Genomic DNA, 17,675 nt, shown 5'->3' with positions numbered 1-17,675 from the left:
TTCGGTTGCGGGCGAGGGTGCGGCAGAATGCGCGCCATGACGTCCAGCCTGCGTGACGAGACCTCAGCGCCCGGACCGGCTCCGGCCGAGGGGCCGCTGCCGAACACCGTGGTGGTGCCCGCGGACGAGGACCCGGTGGCGGAGGCCGGCAGCGAGGTGCTGGGCGGTCCGCCCGGACGTCGGGCGCTGCTCGGGGTGTCCTGGTGGACGCCGGCGAGGTTCCTGGCGGTGGCCGTGATCGTGGTCTTCGTGCTGGGTCTGTTCCAGAAGGCGTCCTGCTTCCAGGACGGTTGGTTCTTCGGCGCCACCAGCCAGTACACGCACGCCTGTTACAGCGACATCCCACACCTGTTCTCGGCCCGCGGTTTCGCCGAGGGGTCCCGTCCGTACCTGGACCCGATCCCGCAGCCCTCGGCGGACATGCAGTACCTGGAGTACCCGGTGCTGACCGGTCTGTTCATGCAGATCGCGGCCTGGCTGACCACCCACAACGGCGACATGATGAGCCGCGAGCAGTGGTTCTGGCTGGTCAACGCCGGAATGCTGATGATCTGCGCGGTGATCGCCGTGGTCGCGGTCTCCCGCACCCACCGCCGTCGCCCGTGGGACGCGCTGCTGTTCGCCCTCGCGCCCTGCCTGGCGCTTGACTCCACCATCAACTGGGACCTGCTCGCGGTGGCGCTGGCCGCGGTGGCGATGGCGTACTGGGCGGGGGCCCGGCCGGTGCTGGCCGGTGTGTTCATCGGTCTGGCGACGGCCGCCAAGCTCTATCCGCTGCTGCTGCTCGGTCCGCTGCTGGTGCTGTGTCTGCGGACCGGAAAGTGGCGGGACTTCGGGTTGGTGTTCGGCGGTACGGCCGGCGCCTGGCTGGTCGTCAACGTGCCGATCATGCTGGCCAACTGGAAGGGCTGGCTGACCTTCTACAGCTTCAGCCAGGTCCGCACCGAGGACTACGGCTCGTTCTGGCTGATCCTGATGCAGGCCGTCCGGAACGGGCAGCACCTGGAGACCCTGAACACCTGGATCGCCGTCCTGCTGGTGCTCTGCTGCCTGGCGGTCGGCTGGCTGGCGATCAGCGCGCCGCGCCGCCCGCGCTTCGCCCAGCTGGCCTTCCTGGTGGTCGCCGCGTTCGTGCTGACCAACAAGGTGTACTCGCCGCAGTACGTGCTCTGGCTGATTCCGCTGGCGGTGCTGGCCCGGCCGCGCTGGCGGGATTTCCTGATCTGGCAGGCCTGCGAGGTGCTGTACTTCCTCGGCATCTGGTCGTACCTGGCCTACAACGGCGACAACAAGCACCACGGCATCGACCTGCAGTGGTACCACTTCGCGATCGCCCTGCACCTGATCGGCACCCTGTACATCTGCTACCTGGTGGTCCGCGACATCCTCTACCCGGACCGCGACCCGGTGCGCTGGGACGGGAGCGACGACCCGTCGGGCGGTGTGCTGGACGGCGCCCCGGACCGGTTCGTGCTCGGCAGTGCCCGCGGCCTGCGCGAGGAGGAGAGCTACTCCGACTACGCGCCGCAGCGCGAGGTCGACTGGCTGGTCGAGGCCGAGCCGGGCCCCAAGTAGCCCGTGAACGCAGGAAGCCCGTCCGCCGTGAAGGCGGGCGGGCTTCCGGCGTTCCGGCGGAGCCTCAGCGTTCGACCACCCGGTCGAAGTGGGTGGTGGTGTGCCGGACCGCCAGCGACAGTTCGTCGCCGACCGCCGGCGGCTTGAGCTCGCCGGGCAGGAACAGGATCGACACCTGCATGTGCGGCGGTTCGGCGAACCACAGCTGCTTGCCCTGCCAGCTGTACGGGGAGAGCGTCCGGTTCATGGTGGCCAGGCCGGCCCGGGCCAGGCCCTTGGCACGGGGCAGGATCCCGTTCACGTACTTGGGCGCCTCCAGGCCGACGCCGTGTGCGGTGCCGCCGCTGACCACCAGCAGGTGGCCGTCGGACGGGGCCTTGTGCTGCCGGTAGCCGTAGCGCTCGCCGCGGCCGATCGGGGTGACGTCCAGGACGGTGGCCCGGGAGGACATCGCCTGTACGTCGCCGAGCCACAGCCGGGTGCCGATCCGGGAGCGGAACTCGGTGTCGGGGTGGCGCTCGGCCAGCCGCAGCACGTCCTTGGCGGCCAGGTGGCTCAGGTAGACGGTGCGGTCGGGGAGCCCGGCCGCACCGATCGCCCTGACCCAGCCGGCGACCTCGTCCACCGGGTCGGAGCCGTCCGGCCGGTCCAGCGGCAGGTGCAGCGCGAAGCCCTCCAGCTCCAGGTGGGCGACCGGCAGTTCGGCCAGGTCGCGGAGCGAGATGCCGTGCCGCCGCATGCCGGTCATGCACTCGACCACCACGCGGGTGCAGGCGGGCAGTGCGGCCAGCGCCTCGGCGTGCGCGACCGTCCGCACCACCCGCTCGGCGGGCAGGTCCACCTCGGGCTCGCCGACCCGGTACGGGGTGAGCACCAGCAGGTCACCGGGGAAGGCGTCGGCCATCGCCGCCGCCTCGTCCGCGGTGCCGACGGCCAGCAGGGGGCTGCCCAGCCGGGCGGCCTCCTCGGCGAGCCGTCGGTTGCCGAAGCCGTAGCCGTTGCCCTTGGCGACCGGGACCAGCCCGGGGAACTCGGCCAGCAGCCCGCGCTGGTGCGCCCGCCAGCGGCCGCCGTCCACGTACATCGTCAAGGTCATCGCGTTTCCCTCGTAAAGGTCCGACGTTGTGCTCAGCGGCGCGACATGTAGAGGTCGAGCGCCTTGTGCAGCAGCTTGTTGAGCGGGTAGTCCCATTCCCCGAGGTACTCCGCGGCCTGTCCGCCGGTGCCGACCTTGAACTGGATCAGCCCGAACAGGTGGTCGTCCTCGTCCAGGGTGTCGCTGATGCCGCGCAGGTCGTAGACGCTCGCGCCGAGCGCGTACGAGTCGCGGATCATCCGCCACTGGATGGCGTTGGACGGCTTCACCTCGCGCTTGTGGTTCGCCGAGGCGCCGTAGGAGTACCAGACGTGCTCGCCGACGGTGAGCATGGTGGTGGCGGCCAGCGCCTCGCCCTCGTGGTAGGCGATGTAGAGCCGCATCCGGTTGGGGTCCTCGGCGGTGAGCGCCTTCCACATCCGCTGGAAGTAGGACAGCGGACGGGGGGTGAAGTGGTCGCGTTCGGCGGTGATCACGTACAGCTTGTGGAAGACCGCGAGGTCCTCGTAGCCGCCCTGGACCACCTCGACGCCGGTCTTCTCGGCCTTCTTGATGTTGCGCCGCCACAGCTGGTTGAAGCCGCGCTGGACGTCGTCCAGCGAGCGGCCGCCGAGCGGCACCTGGAACACGTAGCGGGGCTGGACGTCGCCGAAGCCGGCGCCGCCGTCCTCGCCCTGCAGCCAGCCGGAGCGGCGCAGGCGTTCGGCGGCCTCCAGGGCGCGCGGCTCGGACCAGTCCGGTTCGACGTCGCGCAGCCGCTTGGCCTCCTTGGAGGCGATCGCCTCCTTGATGGTGGCGGCCTCCCAGCGGCGGACCACCACCGGCGGGCCCATCTTCACCGTGAACGCGCCCTGGGCCTTCAGGTGCGCCAGCATCGGCTTCAGCCAGCGGTCCAGGTCCGGGTCGAACCAGTCGATGATCGGGCCCTCGGGCAGGTAGGCCAGGTAGCGCTTCACCTTGGGCAGCTGGCGGTAGAGCACCAGGCCGGCGCCGACCAGCTCGCCGGAGGTGTCGAACCAGCCGAGGCTCTCGGCGCGCCACTCCGCCTTGACGTCCGCCCAGGAGGGCACCTGCATGTGGCTGGCAGAGGACCGGCTCTGCACAAAAGCCAGGTGTTCCTCACGCGTGATCGTCCGCAGACGCAGGCTCATGCTCCGTGCTCCTCCTCGTCAGGCTTTCCGAAGGTGACCCTATCGCCCGAATGGTCCGATTCGGGTGGGACGCGGTCCGACATGGGGGTGCCCCCCCGTTCGCACCTGCTGGCACAGGTACTACTCCGGGAGGGCCTTGGGGGTTGCGCGCTTTTTGCCAGGTTCACCCCGCTCTGCCGCGCGCGGGCGTCACCACACGCCCCCGAAGAGTCCGCCGTGCGCGACACCCAGGAACAGGCCGAACGCGGCGGCGCCGGTGCCGATCACCACCACGAAGCGCTCGGCGGTGGTGACGGAGACGAACAGGCCGATCATTCCGGTGATGACGCCGACCAGTCCGGCCCACGAGCTGAGCAGGTGCAGGTTGTGGAAGAACGAGGTGACGAAGGCGACCGCGCCGAGCAGCAGCGTCACCCCTACCAGGGCGTTCTCCCGCGGATGCGGGTTCCCGTCGGTGTTCAGGGTGAACTGCGGCCGGTGGACGTTCTGCGCCATAGGACCCACCTCCTGTGGTGGAGGGAACGTTCGTTCTGTCCAGATTGATACCGATATGGTCGAAATGACAACTGCGGACACCAGGCGTTTTGTCCGTCGGTCGGCTCACCCGGTAGGCTTGCCCCTCTGCACTGGTGTAGGGCGTGCCTGCATGCCCAGCGGCAGTGCCGACGCGCACAACCCTCCTGCCACGGAGAGACCGTGGCCGTTGAGTCCAAAGGAGGTGGGTTACACATGCGTCACTACGAGGTGATGGTCATCCTCGACCCGTCGGTCGAGGAGCGCGCTGTCTCCCCCCTGATCGAGAACTTCCTCAACGTCGTCCGCACCGGCGGCGGCAAGGTTGAGAAGATCGACACCTGGGGCCGTCGTCGCCTGGCGTACGAGATCAACAAGCAGTCCGAGGGCATCTACTCGGTCATCGACCTCTCGGCCACGCCCGAGGTCGTCAAGGAGCTCGACCGCCAGCTCAGCCTGAGCGAGTCGGTTCTGCGGACCAAGGTCCTGCGCCCGGACACCCACTGAGCCCACTTCCGGCGTTCGCGCCGGAGGGCTCGCGTCCGGTGTTCCACGTGGAACACCGCTGACGAGCACCGCAGAACTTCTTTCCGAGAGGTCATCACCACATGGCAGGCGAGACCGTCATCACCCTCGTCGGCAACCTCGTCGACGACCCCGAGCTGCGTTTCACTCCTTCGGGCGCCGCGGTGGCCAAGTTCCGCATCGCGTCGACTCCGCGGACCTTCGACCGTCAGACGAACGAGTGGAAGGACGGCGAAAGCCTCTTCCTCACGTGCAACGTCTGGCGTCAGCCGGCGGAGAACGTGGCCGAGTCGCTGCAGCGCGGCATGCGCGTGATCGTGCAGGGCCGACTGCGCCAGCGGTCTTACGAGACCAAGGAAGGCGAGAAGCGGACGGTCTTCGAGGTCGAGGTCGATGAGGTCGGCCCGAGCCTGCGCTCGGCGACCGCCAAGGTCACCCGCGCCAACCGCTCCGGCGGTCCCGGCGGCGGCGGTGGCTTCGGTGGTGGCGGCGGCCAGCAGGGCGGCGGCGGGTACGGCGGCGGCAACCAGGGTGGCGGCAGCTGGGGTGGAAACCCCGGCGGCGGCAACCAGGGTCCGTCCGACGACCCGTGGGCGTCCAGCGCGCCCTCCTCGCCCAACCAGGGTGGCGGCAGCTGGGGTGGAAACTCCGGCGGCGGCTACTCGGAAGAGCCCCCGTTCTAAGCGGTGCGGGCCGGACCCCTCGCGGGTCCGCAAACGCTGACAGATCTCGTACTTAACGGAGCACACAATGGCGAAGCCGCCTGCTCGCAAGCCGAAGAAGAAGGTTTGCGTCTTCTGCAAGGACAAGGCCACTTACGTGGACTACAAGGACACGAACCTGCTGCGGAAGTTCATTTCCGACCGCGGCAAGATCCGTGCCCGCCGGGTCACCGGCAACTGCACCCAGCACCAGCGTGACGTCGCCACGGCCGTGAAGAACAGCCGTGAGATGGCCCTGCTGCCCTACACCTCCACCACGCGCTAAGAGAGGGTGACCGAACAATGAAGATCATCCTCACTCACGAGGTCCCCGGCCTCGGCAGCGCCGGCGAGGTCGTCGAGGTCAAGGACGGCTACGCCCGCAACTTCCTGGTCCCGCGTGGCTTTGCCATCCGCTGGACCAAGGGCGGTCAGAAGGACGTCGACGCCATCCGTCGCGCCCGGAAGATCCACGCCATCCAGACCCTTGAGGCCGCCAACGAGGTCAAGGCCAAGCTCGAGGGCCTGCAGGTCAAGCTGGCCGTTCGCTCCGGCGAGGCCGGCCGCCTGTTCGGCTCGGTGACCCAGGCTGACGTCGTGGAGGCCATCAAGGCCGCCAACGGCCCGGCCGTGGACAAGCGCGCCGTCGCGATCGGCTCGCCGATCAAGACCGTGGGCACCCACAAGGTCTCGGTCAAGCTGCACTCGGACGTTCAGGCCAACCTCGACGTCGCCGTCGTCGCTGCCTGATCTCGGCTGCACAGCTGACGAAGGGGCCGGACTCCACTCGGAGTCCGGCCCCTTCGCTGTGCGTGTGAAGGCCCGCGCCTTCGCCGTGCCTGCGTGGGTTCACGCCCGGACGGCGCCGGTCACCATCCAGCGGCCGGTGCGGAGCCGGCCGGTCAGGACGGCGGCCCGGCCCAGCATGAACAGGTTCATCGCCCACCACAGCCCGGCCAGGCCCAGGCCCAGCGCCGGTACCGCGAGGGCGGCGGGGGCGAACAGCAGCAGGGCGGCCAGCATCCCCCAGGCCAGGAAGCGGCCGTCGCCGGCGCCCATCAGCACGCCGTCGAGCACGAACACCACGCCGCCGATCGGCTGGGTCAGCGCCGCCAGCAGCAGCACGGTGGACAGCTGCGCCCGGACCGTCGGGTCGTCGGTGAACAGCGGGATGTACAGCGGCCGGGCCAGCACCATCAGCAGGCCCAGCACCAGGCCCGCGCCGACGCCCCACTCGATCATCCGGCGGGTCGCCGCCCGGGTGCCCGGCAGGTCGCCGGCGCCCAGGTAGCGGCCGATGATGGCCTGCCCGGCGATCGCCACGGCGTCCAGCGCGAAGGCCATGAACGACCAGATGGTCATGGTGATCTGGTGGGCCGCGATCTCGCCGTCGCCCAGGCGCGCGGCCACCGCGGTGGCCAGCAGCAGGGCGGCGCGCAGGCTCAGGGTGCGCACCATCAGCGGGCCGCCGGCCCGGGCGGAGGCCTTGATGCCGGCCAGGTCGGGCCGCAGCCCGGCACCCTCCCGGCGGGCGCCGCGGACCACCACGGCCACGTACACGGCGGCCATCGCGTTCTGCGCGATCACGGTGCCCCAGGCGGAGCCGGCCACCCCGAGGCCGGCGCCGTACACCAGGACCAGGTTGAGCAGCAGGTTGGCGCCGAACCCGCCGATCGCCACCAGCAGCGGGGTGCGGGTGTCCTGGAAGCCGCGCAGCACGCCGGTGGCGGCCAGCACCAGCAGCATCGCGGGCACGCCGAGGGCGCTGATCCGCAGGTAGGTGACGGCGTACGGGAGGGCGGTGGGGGAGGCCCCGAGCAGTTGGGCGGCCTGCGGGGCGAGGGCCAGCGTGAGCACGACCATGCCGGCGGAGAGGATCAGGGCCAGCCAGATCCCGTCGATGCCCTGCTGGACGGCGGCCCGGCGGTCGCCGGCGCCGATCCGGCGGGCGACCGCGGCGGTGGTGGCGTAGGCCAGGAAGACGAAGATTCCGGCGGCGGTGGTGAGCGCGGCGGAGGCGATGCCGAGGCCGGCCAGCTGGGCGGTGCCGAGGTGGCCGACGATCGCCGAGTCGGCCATCAGGAAGAGCGGTTCGGCGACCAGCGCGCCGAACGCCGGGACGGCGAGGGCGAGTATCTCGCGGTCGTGGCGGCGGGGTTCGGCCGCAGGAGCGGGACGGGTGGGCGTCGCTGGCATGGTGTCCACCCTACTCATCCACAGGTAATGATCGCTAGTGGGTTTTGTCTCTTACCGGGCCTGTGGACGGACGGCGGCTCGAACGGCAGATCGAACAGCTGGGCGGTCTCGTCCCGGGCTGTGTGAAGAATTTCTCATGCACAGGCAGTGGATGAGGTAATCGCAGGTCAGCGAGTTGACACCGGGGCGATCGTGTGGTTATCCACAGCGGTGTCCACAGGGTTGTGCACAGCTTTCCGGGGGTTCTCCACAGGCTGCGGAGAGTTGTCCACACGCCCTGTGGATAACCGTCTTGGAGGAACCGCCCGGCCCCCCGTACCGTGGCTCCGGACCAGACCCCGGTGGCCGCGCGACACCGCCCCGCACACAGCCGGAACTGTCGGCTCGGTGGCGTATGAAAGACGCTCGGTGGCGTATGAAGGACAGGGCGCCAGCACCGGACAGGCCCGCACCAACTCGCACCAACCGCTGATCGGGGAACACGCGTGACCGGCCCCCAGTACGACGACCACGACGCCCCTCCGCCCCCGGAGGACGACTGGCAGCCGTCCGACGACGCCTTCCCGCTCGACGCCTTCCCCGACATGCCGGGCGACCGCCTGCCCGCCACCCGCCGTTCGAACAACGCCGGCGGCGGCTCCGGCGGGCAGGGCGGCGGCGGGGGCTTCCAGCGCCGGGACGGCGGCGGCAAGGGCGACCGCTTCCCCGGCAAGGGCGAGCGGCGCGACCGCGACGGCGAGGCCGGCCTCGGCGGCGCCGAGGGCTTCGAGCGCGTCCCCCCGCAGGACCTGGCGGCGGAGCAGTCCGTGCTCGGCGGCATGCTGCTCTCCAAGGACGCCATCGCCGACGTCGTCGAGGTGCTCAAGCCCGCCGACTACTACCGGCCCGCCCACGAGCTGATCCACGGCGCGATCCTCGACCTGTACGCCCGCGGCGAGCCCGCCGACCCGATCACCGTGGCCGGCGAGCTCACCAAGCGCGGCGAGCTGGTCCGCGTCGGCGGCGCGTCCTACCTGCACACCCTGGTCAACTCCGTCCCGACCGCGGCCAACGCCGAGTACTACGCCGAGATCGTCCACGAACGCGCCGTGCTGCGTCGCCTGGTCGAGGCCGGCACCCGGATCGCCGGCATGGGCTACGCCGCCGAGGGCGACGTCGACGACATCGTCAACCAGGCCCAGGCCGAGATCTACGCCGTCACCGAACAGCGCACCAACGAGGACTACGCGCCGCTGGCCGACATCATGGAGGGCGCCCTCGACGAGATCGAGGCGATCGGCTCCCGGTCCGGCCAGATGTCCGGCGTCCCCACCGGCTTCGCCGACTTCGACCAGCTCACCAACGGCCTCCACCCCGGCCAGATGATCGTCATCGCGGCCCGCCCCGCCATGGGTAAGTCCACCCTCGCGCTGGACTTCGCCCGCGCCTGCTCGATCCACAACAACCTGCCGAGCGTGATCTTCTCGCTCGAAATGGGCCGCAACGAGATCGCCATGCGCCTGCTGTCGGCGGAGGCGCGGGTGGCCCTGCACCACATGCGGTCCGGCAACATGACCGACGACGACTGGACGCGGGTGGCGCGGCGGATGCCCGAGGTCAGCGCGGCGCCGCTGTACATCGACGACTCGCCGAACCTGTCGATGATGGAGATCCGGGCCAAGTGCCGCCGGTTGAAGCAGCGCAACGACCTGCGGCTGGTGGTCATCGACTACCTCCAGCTGATGCAGGCCGGCGGCTCGCGGCGGGCCGAGAGCCGCCAGCAGGAGGTCTCGGACATGTCCCGAAACCTGAAGCTGCTGGCGAAGGAGCTGGAGATCCCGGTGATCGCGCTGTCCCAGCTGAACCGTGGCCCCGAACAGCGCACCGACAAGAAGCCGATGGTCTCCGACCTGCGTGAGTCCGGCTCGATCGAGCAGGACGCCGACATGGTCATCCTGCTGCACCGCGAGGACGCCTACGAGAAGGAGTCCCCGCGGGCCGGCGAGGCGGACCTGATCGTCGCCAAGCACCGTAACGGCCCGACCGCCACCATCACCGTCGCCTTCCAGGGTCACTACTCGCGCTTCGTGGACATGACCCGCGACGTGACCTGACGGGCGGTCGGGGCCTGCCCGGGGCGGCGCGCCGTCAGAACCAGTGCAGGCAGTGCGGTTCGCGTTCGGCGCGGAACATGGCGTCGGCCTGGGTGGCGGCGGTCGGGTGGTGGGCGCGGATGTGGCCGGCTCGGACGAGGGTGGTCGGGGTGGTGCCGCCGAGGTAGATTGAGCCGAGGTCGCTGATGTCCATGGAGAGATCGGGCTCGCGGTCGGTGGGGGTGCATTCGGCGCGGCCGTCGCGGACGGTCAGCAGGTGGCGGGTGTGTTCGCCGAGGAACGGGTCGTCGACGTCGAGGACGAGTTCGCCGTCGGCGGACCATGCGCGGGCGGTGAGGGCGCGCGGGATGTCGAGCAGCCGGACCCAGAGCCAGTCGGTGTCGCCGCTGATGGTGCCGGCGTTGAAGTCGGTCAGCTGCCAGCGCAGCGGGTGGCCGGGCGGGAAGTGCCGGAAGGCGACGTCGGTGACCAGGTCGTGGCCGAGCAGGCAGCGGGCCAGCGCGGTGAACGCGGCGTCGTCGAGTGCGATGGTCTCGTCGACCAGCATGGCGAGCGAGTCGTCGAGGGAGTAGCTGGCGTACCCGTCCGGGGTGCCGTCGGCGTCCCGGTGCAGGGCGATCCAGCGCTGGTCCGGGCCGGTCGGGGCGTGGCCCGCCTTCCGGGCCCACCAGCGGGGCGGGCGGGAGATCGCGCCGGGCTGGGTGCGGCGGTAGCGGTCGTAGATCTGCTCCACCAGCTCGCGGCAGTCGCTGAGCCGGAGCAGTTCGACGGTGCCGGTGGGCTCCTGGCCGGCCCGCGGCGGGGTGAGCTCGGCGCGGTGCCGGGGCACGGTCAGCCGCCGGGTGTAGGTCGCGGGGCCGTAGCCGAACCGCCGGTAGATCACCGCCTCGGAGGCCAGCAGCACCGACATGATCTCGCCGCGTTCGCGCAGGTCGGCCAGCTGGCGGCGCTTCATCGCGGTGAGCACGCCCTGCCTCCGGTGCGTGGGCAGCACGCCGACGCAGCTGATGCCGGCCACCGGCACGGTCGCCCCGCCGGGCAGCGTCAGCTCGAAGGAGTACGCGCACGAGGTGCCGACCGGCCGCCCCTCCTCGGTGACGGCGAGCAGCCCGTGTTCGGGTTCGAGTGCCGACCACCAGACGCCGGTGCCGTCCTCGGCCGGCGTTGTCGGGTGCTTCCCGAACGCGGCGAAAACGGTGTCGACGAAGACGTCGAGGTCCTTCTCGGTGGTGGAACGTATCTCCATGGCTGCGCTGCCTCCCCGCACTTGTCGGCCAGATGCCCGCCCAAGTGCAAGCGGCGGCCTGCCGTTGGGTCAAGCGAATTTGCGACTGGTAGCCTCGCCCGCCGTGAGTGACGACGACGACCTGCGACTGTGCCCGCTGCCGGACGAAGTGTCGCTGCTGCTGGCCGAGTTGGCCGCGCCGCCGCGGCTGGTGGCGCACCTACGGCTGGTGCACGACGTGGCGGTGCGGCTGGTGGACTGGTCGGCGGAGCACTGCCCGGGGCTGGAGTTCGACCGGGCGGCGGTGCTGTTCGGCGCGGCCACCCACGACATCGGGAAGGCCGTGCACCGCGCGGAGCTGTCCGGCCCAGGATCGGCGCACGAGCCGGCCGGACGGGAGCTGCTGCTGGCGGCGGGTGTCGCCCCGGAGCTGGCCCGCTTCGCGGCCGGCCACGCAACGTGGGGCCCGGACACCGGAGTTGAGGACCTGCTGGTGTCCCTGGCCGACAAGGTGTGGAAGAACAGGCGCGTCCCGGACCTGGAGGACCTGCTGGTCGCCGCCCTGGTCCGGGCCGGCGGTGGCGAGCGGTGGGAGCAGTTCCTCGCACTGGACGAACTGCTCACCGCGATCGGCGACGGTGCGGAAGAGCGCCTGGCCCACCAGGCGCTCTTCCCGACGTCCTAAGCGAGCGTGACGGTGCTGCGGAAGACGCTCGCGCCCGGGCCGGTCAGCGTGGTCTCGGCGCCGTTCGCCGGCAGGAACGCCGACTCGCCCTGGTGGAGCGTCAACGTCTGTGCGCCGGAGGCGAGTTCGACGGTGCCGGCGGTGCAGAGCAGGATCTGCGGGGCGTCGCCGGGCAGCACGGCGGGCTGCTCGGCGAGGTCGTAGCGGGAGAGCCGGAACTCGTCGATCGGCACCGGGTAGAGCCGCTCGCCGTCCGCGCCGGGCTCGGGGCGGAGGATCTCGGGGCTGCCGCTCTCGAAGCCCACCACCTTCATCAGCTCGGGAACGTCCACGTGCTTCGGGGTGAACCCGCAGCGCAGCACGTTGTCGGAGTTGGCCATGATCTCCACGCCGGTACCGCGCAGGTACGCGTGCGGCAGGCCGGCGCCGAGGTAGAGCGCCTCGCCGGGCTGCAGGCGGACGTAGTTGAGCAGCAGGGCGGCGACCAGGCCGCGGTCGCCGGGGTACTCGGCGGCGGCGAAGGCGTAGCCGGCCATCGCGCCCGTCGGGTCGGACGGGGCGGCGGCGGTGACGGCGCGGGCCACGGCGTCCACGGTGGCCCGGCCCTGCTCGTCCGTCAGCGCGAGCGCCTCGGCGAGCGCGCCGGACAGCGCCTCGGCCTCCGGCTTGGTGCGCAGCAGGTCGATCAGCGGCTCCAGCCCGGGCACCTCCAGCGAGGCCATTAGGTCGGCCGCGTCGGCGGGCGCCCGGAAACCGCACAGGCCCTCGAACTCGCTGAGCGCGCAAATCAGTTCGGGCTTGTGGTTGTCGTCCTTGTAGTTGCGGTGCGGCGCGTTCACGGGGACGCCGCGCTGCTCCTCGTCGGCGTGGCCGGCCCGGGCCTCGGCGCGGGTGGGGTGGGCCTGGATGGACAGCGGGGTGGCGGCGGCCAGCACCTTCAGCAGGAACGGCAGCGTCGGCCCGAACTGCTCGACGGCGGCGGCGCCCAGCTCGGCCGCCGGGTCGGCGGCGATCACCCGGTCGAGCGGCACCGGGCCGTTGCCGCGGTCGATCACCGAGGGTGCGCCGGGGTGGGCGCCCATCCACAGTTCGGCCTGCGGCTCACCGGTGGCGGGTCGGCCGAGCAGTTCGGGGATGGCGGTGGCCGAACCCCAGGCGTAGTCGCGGACGGTGTTGTCGAGCCGGTCCATCAAGTACTCCAAGATGCGTGCGGACATGCGTGCGCTGCGGTGGCCGGTGCGCGAGGACCACCGACAATAGCTGACGCAGTTGGCCGTCCGATGGTGCCAGGTGATCACTCTGCTGGGCGTGCCTACCCGGCGTCGGAGGGGGGTTCCGGGAGAGGGTGGACGGTAACCGGGCCGATCGGTCCCGCCACCGAACACCGACCAGGGGAGCAACCGTGACCGCGTCACCGCCCGACGAGAACGCCGAGGGCCGTGGGGCGGGTGCCGCGCCGTCCTTCCGCCCGCTGGAGGTCGAGGTGTTCACCGGCCCGGAGAGCGCGTTCTTCGCCACCTCCAGCCTGATCATGGGCGAGCACACGGCGATCCTGGTGGACGCCCAGCTGACCCGCAGCGCGGGCCGGCAACTCGCGGAGTGGATCGCCGGCAAGGGTCGGCAGCTGCTGGCGATCGTCGTCACCCACCAGCACCCCGACCACTACTTCGGCGCGGACGAGGTGCTCCGGCTGTTCCCCGCCGCGCAGCTGCTGGCCGCGCCCTCGGTGGTGGACGGCATCGCGCGGACCGCCGCGGCGAAGGTCGCGCAGTGGAAGCCGGTCTACGGCGACGACATCCCCGACCAGCCGCTGCTGCCCGCCCCGTTGCTGCCGCAGCCGCTGATGATCGACGGTCAGCTGATCCGGGTGCTGCCGCTCGGTCAGGCCGACTGCGCCGGCTCCACGGCGGTCTACCTGCCGAGCATCCACACCGTCATCGCGGGCGACTTCGTCTACAACGGCACCCACGTGTGGACGGCCGACACCGACCCGGCGGCACGCGGCCAGTGGTCGCACAACCTCAACCGGATCGCCGACCTGGCCGTGGACCGGGTGATCGCCGGACACCGCGCCCCCGGCATGGACGACGCGGCACACCGGGTACTCGGCTTCACCGCCACCTACCTGCGCGACTTCGACGAGGCCCTGGCCGACCACCCCCGGGACGCGGAGGCACTGGCCAACGCGGTGAACGAGCGCTACGGCGGCCTGACCCTGCCGGCCATCCTGGAACTCGGCGCGGCGGCGAACGTCGGCCGCGTCGACGCGGCGGTGCCGGAGGTCGGGCAGGAGGAGAACGGCATCATCGACGCGGAGATCGTCGAGGAGAGCGACGAGGACGATGCGGGCGCCGCGGGCTCCGAGGGCGACGACGAGCGGTGACAGCGGCGATACTGCCCGGGTGACGCAGGACGACGCGGTGTACGACGCGGTGGTGGCGGCAGGCGGTGCGGGCCGGCGGCTCGGCGGCGTGGACAAGCCGGCCCTCACGGTCGGCGGCCGCCCGCTGCTGGACCGGGTGCTGACGGCCTGCGCGGGGGCCCGGCACGTTCTGGTGGTCGGCCCGTCGCGGCCCACCGAGCACCACGGCGTGCACTGGCTGCGCGAGGACCCGCCCGGCGGCGGCCCGCTGGCGGCGGTGGCCACCGCGCTGCCCGAGGTGACGTCGCCACTGGTGCTGCTGCTGGCCGCCGACCTGCCGTTCCTGGACACCACGACGGTGGAGCGGCTGCTGGCCGCCCTCGGTGACGCCGACGGGGCCCTGCTGGTGGACGCCGAGGGCCGCGATCAGCCGCTGGCCGCCGCCTACCGCACCGCCGCGCTGCGGCGCACGCTCGCCGCACTGCCCGACCCGGCCGGCCGCCCCCTGCGCGCCCTGACCGGCGGCCTTCGCCTGGTGCGGGTGCCCGACCCGGCGGGCGCGTCCTTCGACTGCGACACCCCGCAGGAGCTGGCGGCGGCCCGGCAGCGGGCGGCGGGGGAACGCTGAGGCCGGCGGGCGCTCGGCGCACCCGGGCATGTCCCGGGCGAGGTGCGGGTGCCCGCCGCAGCGCACCGGGTGTCGTCGGTGCGGCGGGAGGTGCGCTGCGTGGCGCTGCCGGGGGAAGCGGCCTGCGGCAGCCGGGATCGGGCAGCATGGGCGTCATGGAGCGCACATTGGACGAGTGGATGGCCGCGGCCGCGGCCGAGCTGGGGCTGGACCTTGCGGTGGACGTCCGGGGCCTGTTGGACATGACCCGGGTGGTGGCGCACGGGGTGGAGCGCCCGGCGGCGCCGTTGACGGCGTTCCTGGTGGGGTACGCGGCGGCGCTGAACGGTGGTGGGGCGGCGGCGGTGGCCGAGGCGTCGGCGAAGGCGACGGCCCTGGCGGAGCGCTGGGCCGCCGAGACGGACGGTCCGGCGGAGCGGTGAACGGCGGGGCGGGCAGCGGGACGGTGGATCCGGTCGGCGAACCGGTGCTGTCGCCGGGTGCGGCCACCTTGCGCGGGTGCCCGTGGCCGGTGGCCCGGCGTACCGCGTGGGCGGCGGCGCGTCCGCTGCCGGTGGAGCGGGTGCCGCTGGCGGTCGCGGCCGGGCGGACCCTCGCCGAGCCGCTGGCCGCGCTCACCGACCTGCCCGCGTTCGACACGTCGGCGATGGACGGCTGGGCGGTGGCCGGGCCGGGGCCGTGGCGGCTGTCCGGCCGGGTGCTGGCGGGCCAGGACTGCGCCCCACTGGCGGACGGCGCGGCGGTGGTGATCGCCACCGGCGCCCAGCTGCCGTCCGGCGCCACCGGGGTGCTCCGCCGCGAGCGCGGGCGGGTGGCCGAACTCCCGGACGGCACGGCCCAGTTGCGCGGCGAGGTCGGCCCGGGCCAGGACGTCCGGCCGCGCGGGCAGGAGTGCCGGCGGGGCGAGGAACTGCTGCCCGCCGGGCTGCCGGTGACGCCGGCGGTGCTCGGCCTGGCGGCCGCGTCCGGGCACGACCTGCTGGCAGTGCGCCGCCGTCCGACCGTCGAACTGCTGGTGCTGGGCGACGAGTTGCTGACGGCGGGGCTGCCCGCGCCGGGCCGGGTGCGGGACGCGTTGGGTCCGCTGCTGCCGCCCTGGCTGGCCGCCGCCGGGGCCGAACTGCTGGGAAGCCGCCACGTCCGCGACGACTTCGGGCTGCTGCGGGACGCGGTCCGGCACTCGCCGGCCGACCTGGTGCTCACCACCGGCGGGACGGCCGCCGGGCCGGTGGACTTCCTGCACGCCGCGCTCGAGGCCACCGGCGGCCACCTGCTGGTGGACGGGGTGGCGGTGCGGCCCGGGCACCCCATGCTGCTGGCGGCGCTGCCGGGCGGTCGGCACCTGGTGGGCCTGCCGGGCAATCCGCTGGCGGCCGTCGCGGGCACCGTCACGCTCGCGCTGCCGCTGCTGCACGCCCTGTCCGGACGAACTGCCGCCGTCCCGACCGGCCCGCTTGCCGCCGCGCTCCCCGGACACCCGACGGACACCCGCCTGCACCCCGTCCGGCACACCCCGTCCGGCCTCGCCCCACTGCCGCACGACGGCCCGGCGATGCTGCGCGGCCTGGCCCGGGCGGAAGCCCTGGCCGTGGTCCCGCCCGGCGGCCTGGCGGCGGGGGAGCACGCCGAGGTGCTGCCGCTGCCCTGACCGGCCGGGCGGATGTTTCACGTGGAACCGTGGAACCGGGTGGGTCAGGACGGGACGGGGGCGCCCGGCTTGATGACGATCAGGCGGTCGGTGAGCTGGAGGACGGCCGCCTCCGGTTCGGTGTAGTTGAGGACCCGGCGGCCGCGGACCACGGCCACCACCAGGTCGGGGAGTTCGCGGGGGCTCAGGCCGGCTTCGGCCTTGGTGACGGGGCGTTCGGCGACGTCCAGGCCGTTGCCGTAGGTGAGCAGGTCCTCCATGACGGCGCCCGCGTTGGGGCTGAGCATCGACATGCCGAGCAGGCGGCCGGCCGAGCTGGAGGAGGTGACCACGACGTCGGCGCCGCTCTGGCGGAGGAGGGGGGCGTTCTCGTCCTCGCGGACGGCGGCGACCACGGTGGCGCCGCGGTTGAGCTGGCGGGCGGTCAGGGTGATGAGTGCGGCGGTGTCGTCGCGTTCGGGGGCGACCACCACCTGGGCGGCGCGGGGCAGTTCGGCGCGCATCAGGGTCGCGGTGCGGGTGGCGTCGCCGAGCACGCCGACCAGGCCGTCGTGGGTGGCCTGGTCGATCGCCCGGGCCTGCGGGTCGACCACCACGATCGAGTCCTTCGGGACGCCCTGCCCGAGCAGGGTGTCCACTGCGCTGCGGCCCTTGGTGCCGTAGCCGATGACGACGGTGTGGTCCCGCACGGTGTGCCTCCAGCGTTCGATCCGCCACTGCAGGCGGGTGCGTTCGGTGAGCACTTCGAGAGTCGTGCCGACCAGGATGATCAGGAAGACCACGCGGAGCGGCGTGATCACGAAGATGTTCACCAGCCTGGCGCTGTCGCTCACCGGGGTGATGTCGCCGTAGCCGGTGGTGGAGAGGGTGACGGTGGCGTAGTACGCCGCGTCGAGGAAGCTGACCGAGCTGTTCGCGTTGTCGTTGTAGCCGCCGCGGTCGGCGTAGACGATCAGCGTGGTCGCCACCAGCACGCCCAGGGCCAGCAGCAGGCGGCGGCCGACCTGCCGCGTCGGCGGGCGGGTCCGGCGGGCGGGCAGGGCGATCCGGCGGGCGGGGTCGGTGTCTTCGGCGCCCTGGTCCCGGAAACGACTGAGCGTCAGACGGGACGGCCGGGCACCCGGGTCGGTGGGCGGGTTGGAGTTCGACACAGGCACAAGAATGAGGGGTGCGGACGTCACCGACCGACCCCGGGGGCGGAGTGTCGCCACCCTGTCCAGTGCCGGTGCCGGCCCTTGACGGACTGCCGGTTGACGGCGGGGGGAAGGGGTGCCCCA

General features: G+C 72.4%; 16 protein-coding genes and 2 pseudogenes. 11 read left to right on the top strand and 7 right to left on the bottom strand.

The features are described 5' to 3' along the window. Positions 1 to 36: 36 nt before the first annotated feature. Positions 37 to 1,575 (top strand): glycosyltransferase family 87 protein, encoded by a 1,539-nt coding sequence (locus ACIHEI_RS07675; protein WP_396606009.1) that lies wholly within the window; start codon positions 37 to 39, stop codon positions 1,573 to 1,575. A gap of 64 nt (positions 1,576 to 1,639) precedes the next feature. Here ACIHEI_RS07675 and ACIHEI_RS07670 read toward each other — a convergent pair whose 3' ends face one another. From ACIHEI_RS07670 to ACIHEI_RS07660, 3 genes are all read right to left on the bottom strand, one after another. After that, positions 1,640 to 2,671: an alanine racemase gene (locus ACIHEI_RS07670; RefSeq protein WP_396606008.1), complete on the bottom strand. Its 1,032-nt coding sequence runs from the start codon at positions 2,669 to 2,671 to the stop codon at positions 1,640 to 1,642. Positions 2,672 to 2,703: 32 nt separating this feature from the next. Further along, positions 2,704 to 3,822, bottom strand: a complete 1,119-nt coding sequence (locus tag ACIHEI_RS07665) for a lipid II:glycine glycyltransferase FemX (RefSeq protein ID WP_392948775.1) — start codon at positions 3,820 to 3,822, stop codon at positions 2,704 to 2,706. Positions 3,823 to 4,011: 189 nt separating this feature from the next. Further along, positions 4,012 to 4,317: a hypothetical protein gene (locus tag ACIHEI_RS07660; RefSeq protein WP_387639767.1), complete on the bottom strand. Its 306-nt coding sequence runs from the start codon at positions 4,315 to 4,317 to the stop codon at positions 4,012 to 4,014. 234 nt (positions 4,318 to 4,551) lie between these two features. On the opposite strand from ACIHEI_RS07660, the gene rpsF reads away from it, so the two are divergent. The 4 genes from rpsF to rplI all read left to right on the top strand — a co-directional run bounded on the left by rpsF (position 4,552) and on the right by rplI (position 6,311). Continuing rightward, positions 4,552 to 4,842: a 30S ribosomal protein S6 gene (rpsF, locus tag ACIHEI_RS07655; RefSeq protein ID WP_387639765.1), complete on the top strand. Its 291-nt coding sequence runs from the start codon at positions 4,552 to 4,554 to the stop codon at positions 4,840 to 4,842. A 101-nt stretch (positions 4,843 to 4,943) separates the two neighbouring features. Continuing rightward, on the top strand, positions 4,944 to 5,543 hold the full coding sequence (gene ssb / locus ACIHEI_RS07650) for a single-stranded DNA-binding protein (RefSeq protein ID WP_387860438.1): 600 nt from the start codon (positions 4,944 to 4,946) through the stop codon (positions 5,541 to 5,543). Between the two features lie 67 nt (positions 5,544 to 5,610). Then, positions 5,611 to 5,847, top strand: coding sequence for a 30S ribosomal protein S18 (rpsR, locus tag ACIHEI_RS07645; protein ID WP_030457605.1), 237 nt, complete (start codon positions 5,611 to 5,613; stop codon positions 5,845 to 5,847). A 17-nt stretch (positions 5,848 to 5,864) separates the two neighbouring features. Beyond that, on the top strand, positions 5,865 to 6,311 hold the full coding sequence (gene rplI, locus ACIHEI_RS07640) for a 50S ribosomal protein L9 (protein WP_387639760.1): 447 nt from the start codon (positions 5,865 to 5,867) through the stop codon (positions 6,309 to 6,311). A 99-nt stretch (positions 6,312 to 6,410) separates the two neighbouring features. Here the strand turns inward: rplI and ACIHEI_RS07635 are convergent, their stop codons facing one another. Beyond that, on the bottom strand, positions 6,411 to 7,757 hold the full coding sequence (locus ACIHEI_RS07635) for an MATE family efflux transporter (protein WP_387639758.1): 1,347 nt from the start codon (positions 7,755 to 7,757) through the stop codon (positions 6,411 to 6,413). Between the two features lie 584 nt (positions 7,758 to 8,341). On the opposite strand from ACIHEI_RS07635, the gene dnaB reads away from it, so the two are divergent. Further along, positions 8,342 to 9,850, top strand: coding sequence for a replicative DNA helicase (gene dnaB, locus ACIHEI_RS07630; RefSeq protein ID WP_387861096.1), 1,509 nt, complete (start codon positions 8,342 to 8,344; stop codon positions 9,848 to 9,850). 34 nt (positions 9,851 to 9,884) lie between these two features. Here the strand turns inward: dnaB and ACIHEI_RS07625 are convergent, their stop codons facing one another. Next, positions 9,885 to 11,096 carry a GNAT family N-acetyltransferase gene (locus tag ACIHEI_RS07625; protein WP_396606007.1) on the bottom strand — a complete coding sequence of 404 codons (1,212 nt, stop codon included), beginning with the start codon at positions 11,094 to 11,096 and terminating at the stop codon, positions 9,885 to 9,887. 103 nt (positions 11,097 to 11,199) lie between these two features. Here ACIHEI_RS07625 and ACIHEI_RS07620 point away from each other — a divergent pair, with 103 nt between their 5' ends. After that, positions 11,200 to 11,760 (top strand): HD domain-containing protein, encoded by a 561-nt coding sequence (locus ACIHEI_RS07620; RefSeq protein ID WP_396606006.1) that lies wholly within the window; start codon positions 11,200 to 11,202, stop codon positions 11,758 to 11,760. Here ACIHEI_RS07620 and manA read toward each other — a convergent pair. Beyond that, positions 11,757 to 12,950, bottom strand: a complete 1,194-nt coding sequence (gene manA / locus ACIHEI_RS07615; RefSeq protein ID WP_396606193.1) for a mannose-6-phosphate isomerase, class I — start codon at positions 12,948 to 12,950, stop codon at positions 11,757 to 11,759. The genes ACIHEI_RS07620 and manA overlap by 4 nt on opposite strands. A 212-nt stretch (positions 12,951 to 13,162) precedes the next feature. On the opposite strand from manA, the gene ACIHEI_RS07610 reads away from it, so the two are divergent. The 4 genes and pseudogenes from ACIHEI_RS07610 (at position 13,163) to ACIHEI_RS07595 (ending at position 16,398) form a co-directional block, all read left to right on the top strand. Next, the gene (locus ACIHEI_RS07610) at positions 13,163 to 14,143 is read left to right on the top strand and encodes an MBL fold metallo-hydrolase (protein ID WP_392948789.1); all 981 of its coding nucleotides are present in this window, start codon (positions 13,163 to 13,165) and stop codon (positions 14,141 to 14,143) included. Beyond that, positions 14,103 to 14,732 (top strand): annotated as a pseudogene (locus tag ACIHEI_RS07605) (molybdenum cofactor guanylyltransferase); the annotation flags it as partial. The gene ACIHEI_RS07610 and the pseudogene ACIHEI_RS07605, both read left to right, overlap by 41 nt. A 182-nt stretch (positions 14,733 to 14,914) precedes the next feature. Further along, positions 14,915 to 15,172 (top strand): annotated as a pseudogene (locus ACIHEI_RS07600) (DUF6457 domain-containing protein); the annotation flags it as partial. 23 nt (positions 15,173 to 15,195) lie between these two features. Continuing rightward, positions 15,196 to 16,398 (top strand): molybdopterin molybdotransferase MoeA, encoded by a 1,203-nt coding sequence (locus ACIHEI_RS07595; protein ID WP_396606192.1) that lies wholly within the window; start codon positions 15,196 to 15,198, stop codon positions 16,396 to 16,398. A gap of 44 nt (positions 16,399 to 16,442) precedes the next feature. On the opposite strand, the gene ACIHEI_RS07590 is transcribed toward ACIHEI_RS07595, so the two are convergent. Next, a complete protein-coding gene (locus ACIHEI_RS07590; RefSeq protein WP_387639748.1) occupies positions 16,443 to 17,549 on the bottom strand; it encodes a potassium channel family protein in 1,107 nt (368 codons plus the stop codon). Positions 17,550 to 17,675: the final 126 nt, after the last annotated feature.

It is taken from the genome of Kitasatospora sp. NPDC051984 (genome assembly GCF_044593455.1).
GTDB lineage: Bacteria > Actinomycetota > Actinomycetes > Streptomycetales > Streptomycetaceae > Kitasatospora.
Note: the sequence above shows the minus strand (reverse complement) of the source record. Positions and strands in the feature narration are given on the sequence as shown.

Coding starts and splice junctions, on each gene's coding strand:
- rpsR (WP_030457605.1), top strand. CDS start 5,611: ATGGCGAAGCCGCCTGCTCGCAAGCCGAAGAAGAAGGTTTGCGTCTTC.
- ACIHEI_RS07660 (WP_387639767.1), bottom strand. CDS start 4,317: ATGGCGCAGAACGTCCACCGGCCGCAGTTCACCCTGAACACCGACGGG.
- rpsF (WP_387639765.1), top strand. CDS start 4,552: ATGCGTCACTACGAGGTGATGGTCATCCTCGACCCGTCGGTCGAGGAG.
- ACIHEI_RS07625 (WP_396606007.1), bottom strand. CDS start 11,096: ATGGAGATACGTTCCACCACCGAGAAGGACCTCGACGTCTTCGTCGAC.
- ACIHEI_RS07665 (WP_392948775.1), bottom strand. CDS start 3,822: ATGAGCCTGCGTCTGCGGACGATCACGCGTGAGGAACACCTGGCTTTT.
- manA (WP_396606193.1), bottom strand. CDS start 12,950: ATGGACCGGCTCGACAACACCGTCCGCGACTACGCCTGGGGTTCGGCC.
- dnaB (WP_387861096.1), top strand. CDS start 8,342: ATGCCGGGCGACCGCCTGCCCGCCACCCGCCGTTCGAACAACGCCGGC.
- ACIHEI_RS07675 (WP_396606009.1), top strand. CDS start 37: ATGACGTCCAGCCTGCGTGACGAGACCTCAGCGCCCGGACCGGCTCCG.
- rplI (WP_387639760.1), top strand. CDS start 5,865: ATGAAGATCATCCTCACTCACGAGGTCCCCGGCCTCGGCAGCGCCGGC.
- ACIHEI_RS07635 (WP_387639758.1), bottom strand. CDS start 7,757: ATGCCAGCGACGCCCACCCGTCCCGCTCCTGCGGCCGAACCCCGCCGC.
- ACIHEI_RS07670 (WP_396606008.1), bottom strand. CDS start 2,671: ATGACCTTGACGATGTACGTGGACGGCGGCCGCTGGCGGGCGCACCAG.
- ssb (WP_387860438.1), top strand. CDS start 4,944: ATGGCAGGCGAGACCGTCATCACCCTCGTCGGCAACCTCGTCGACGAC.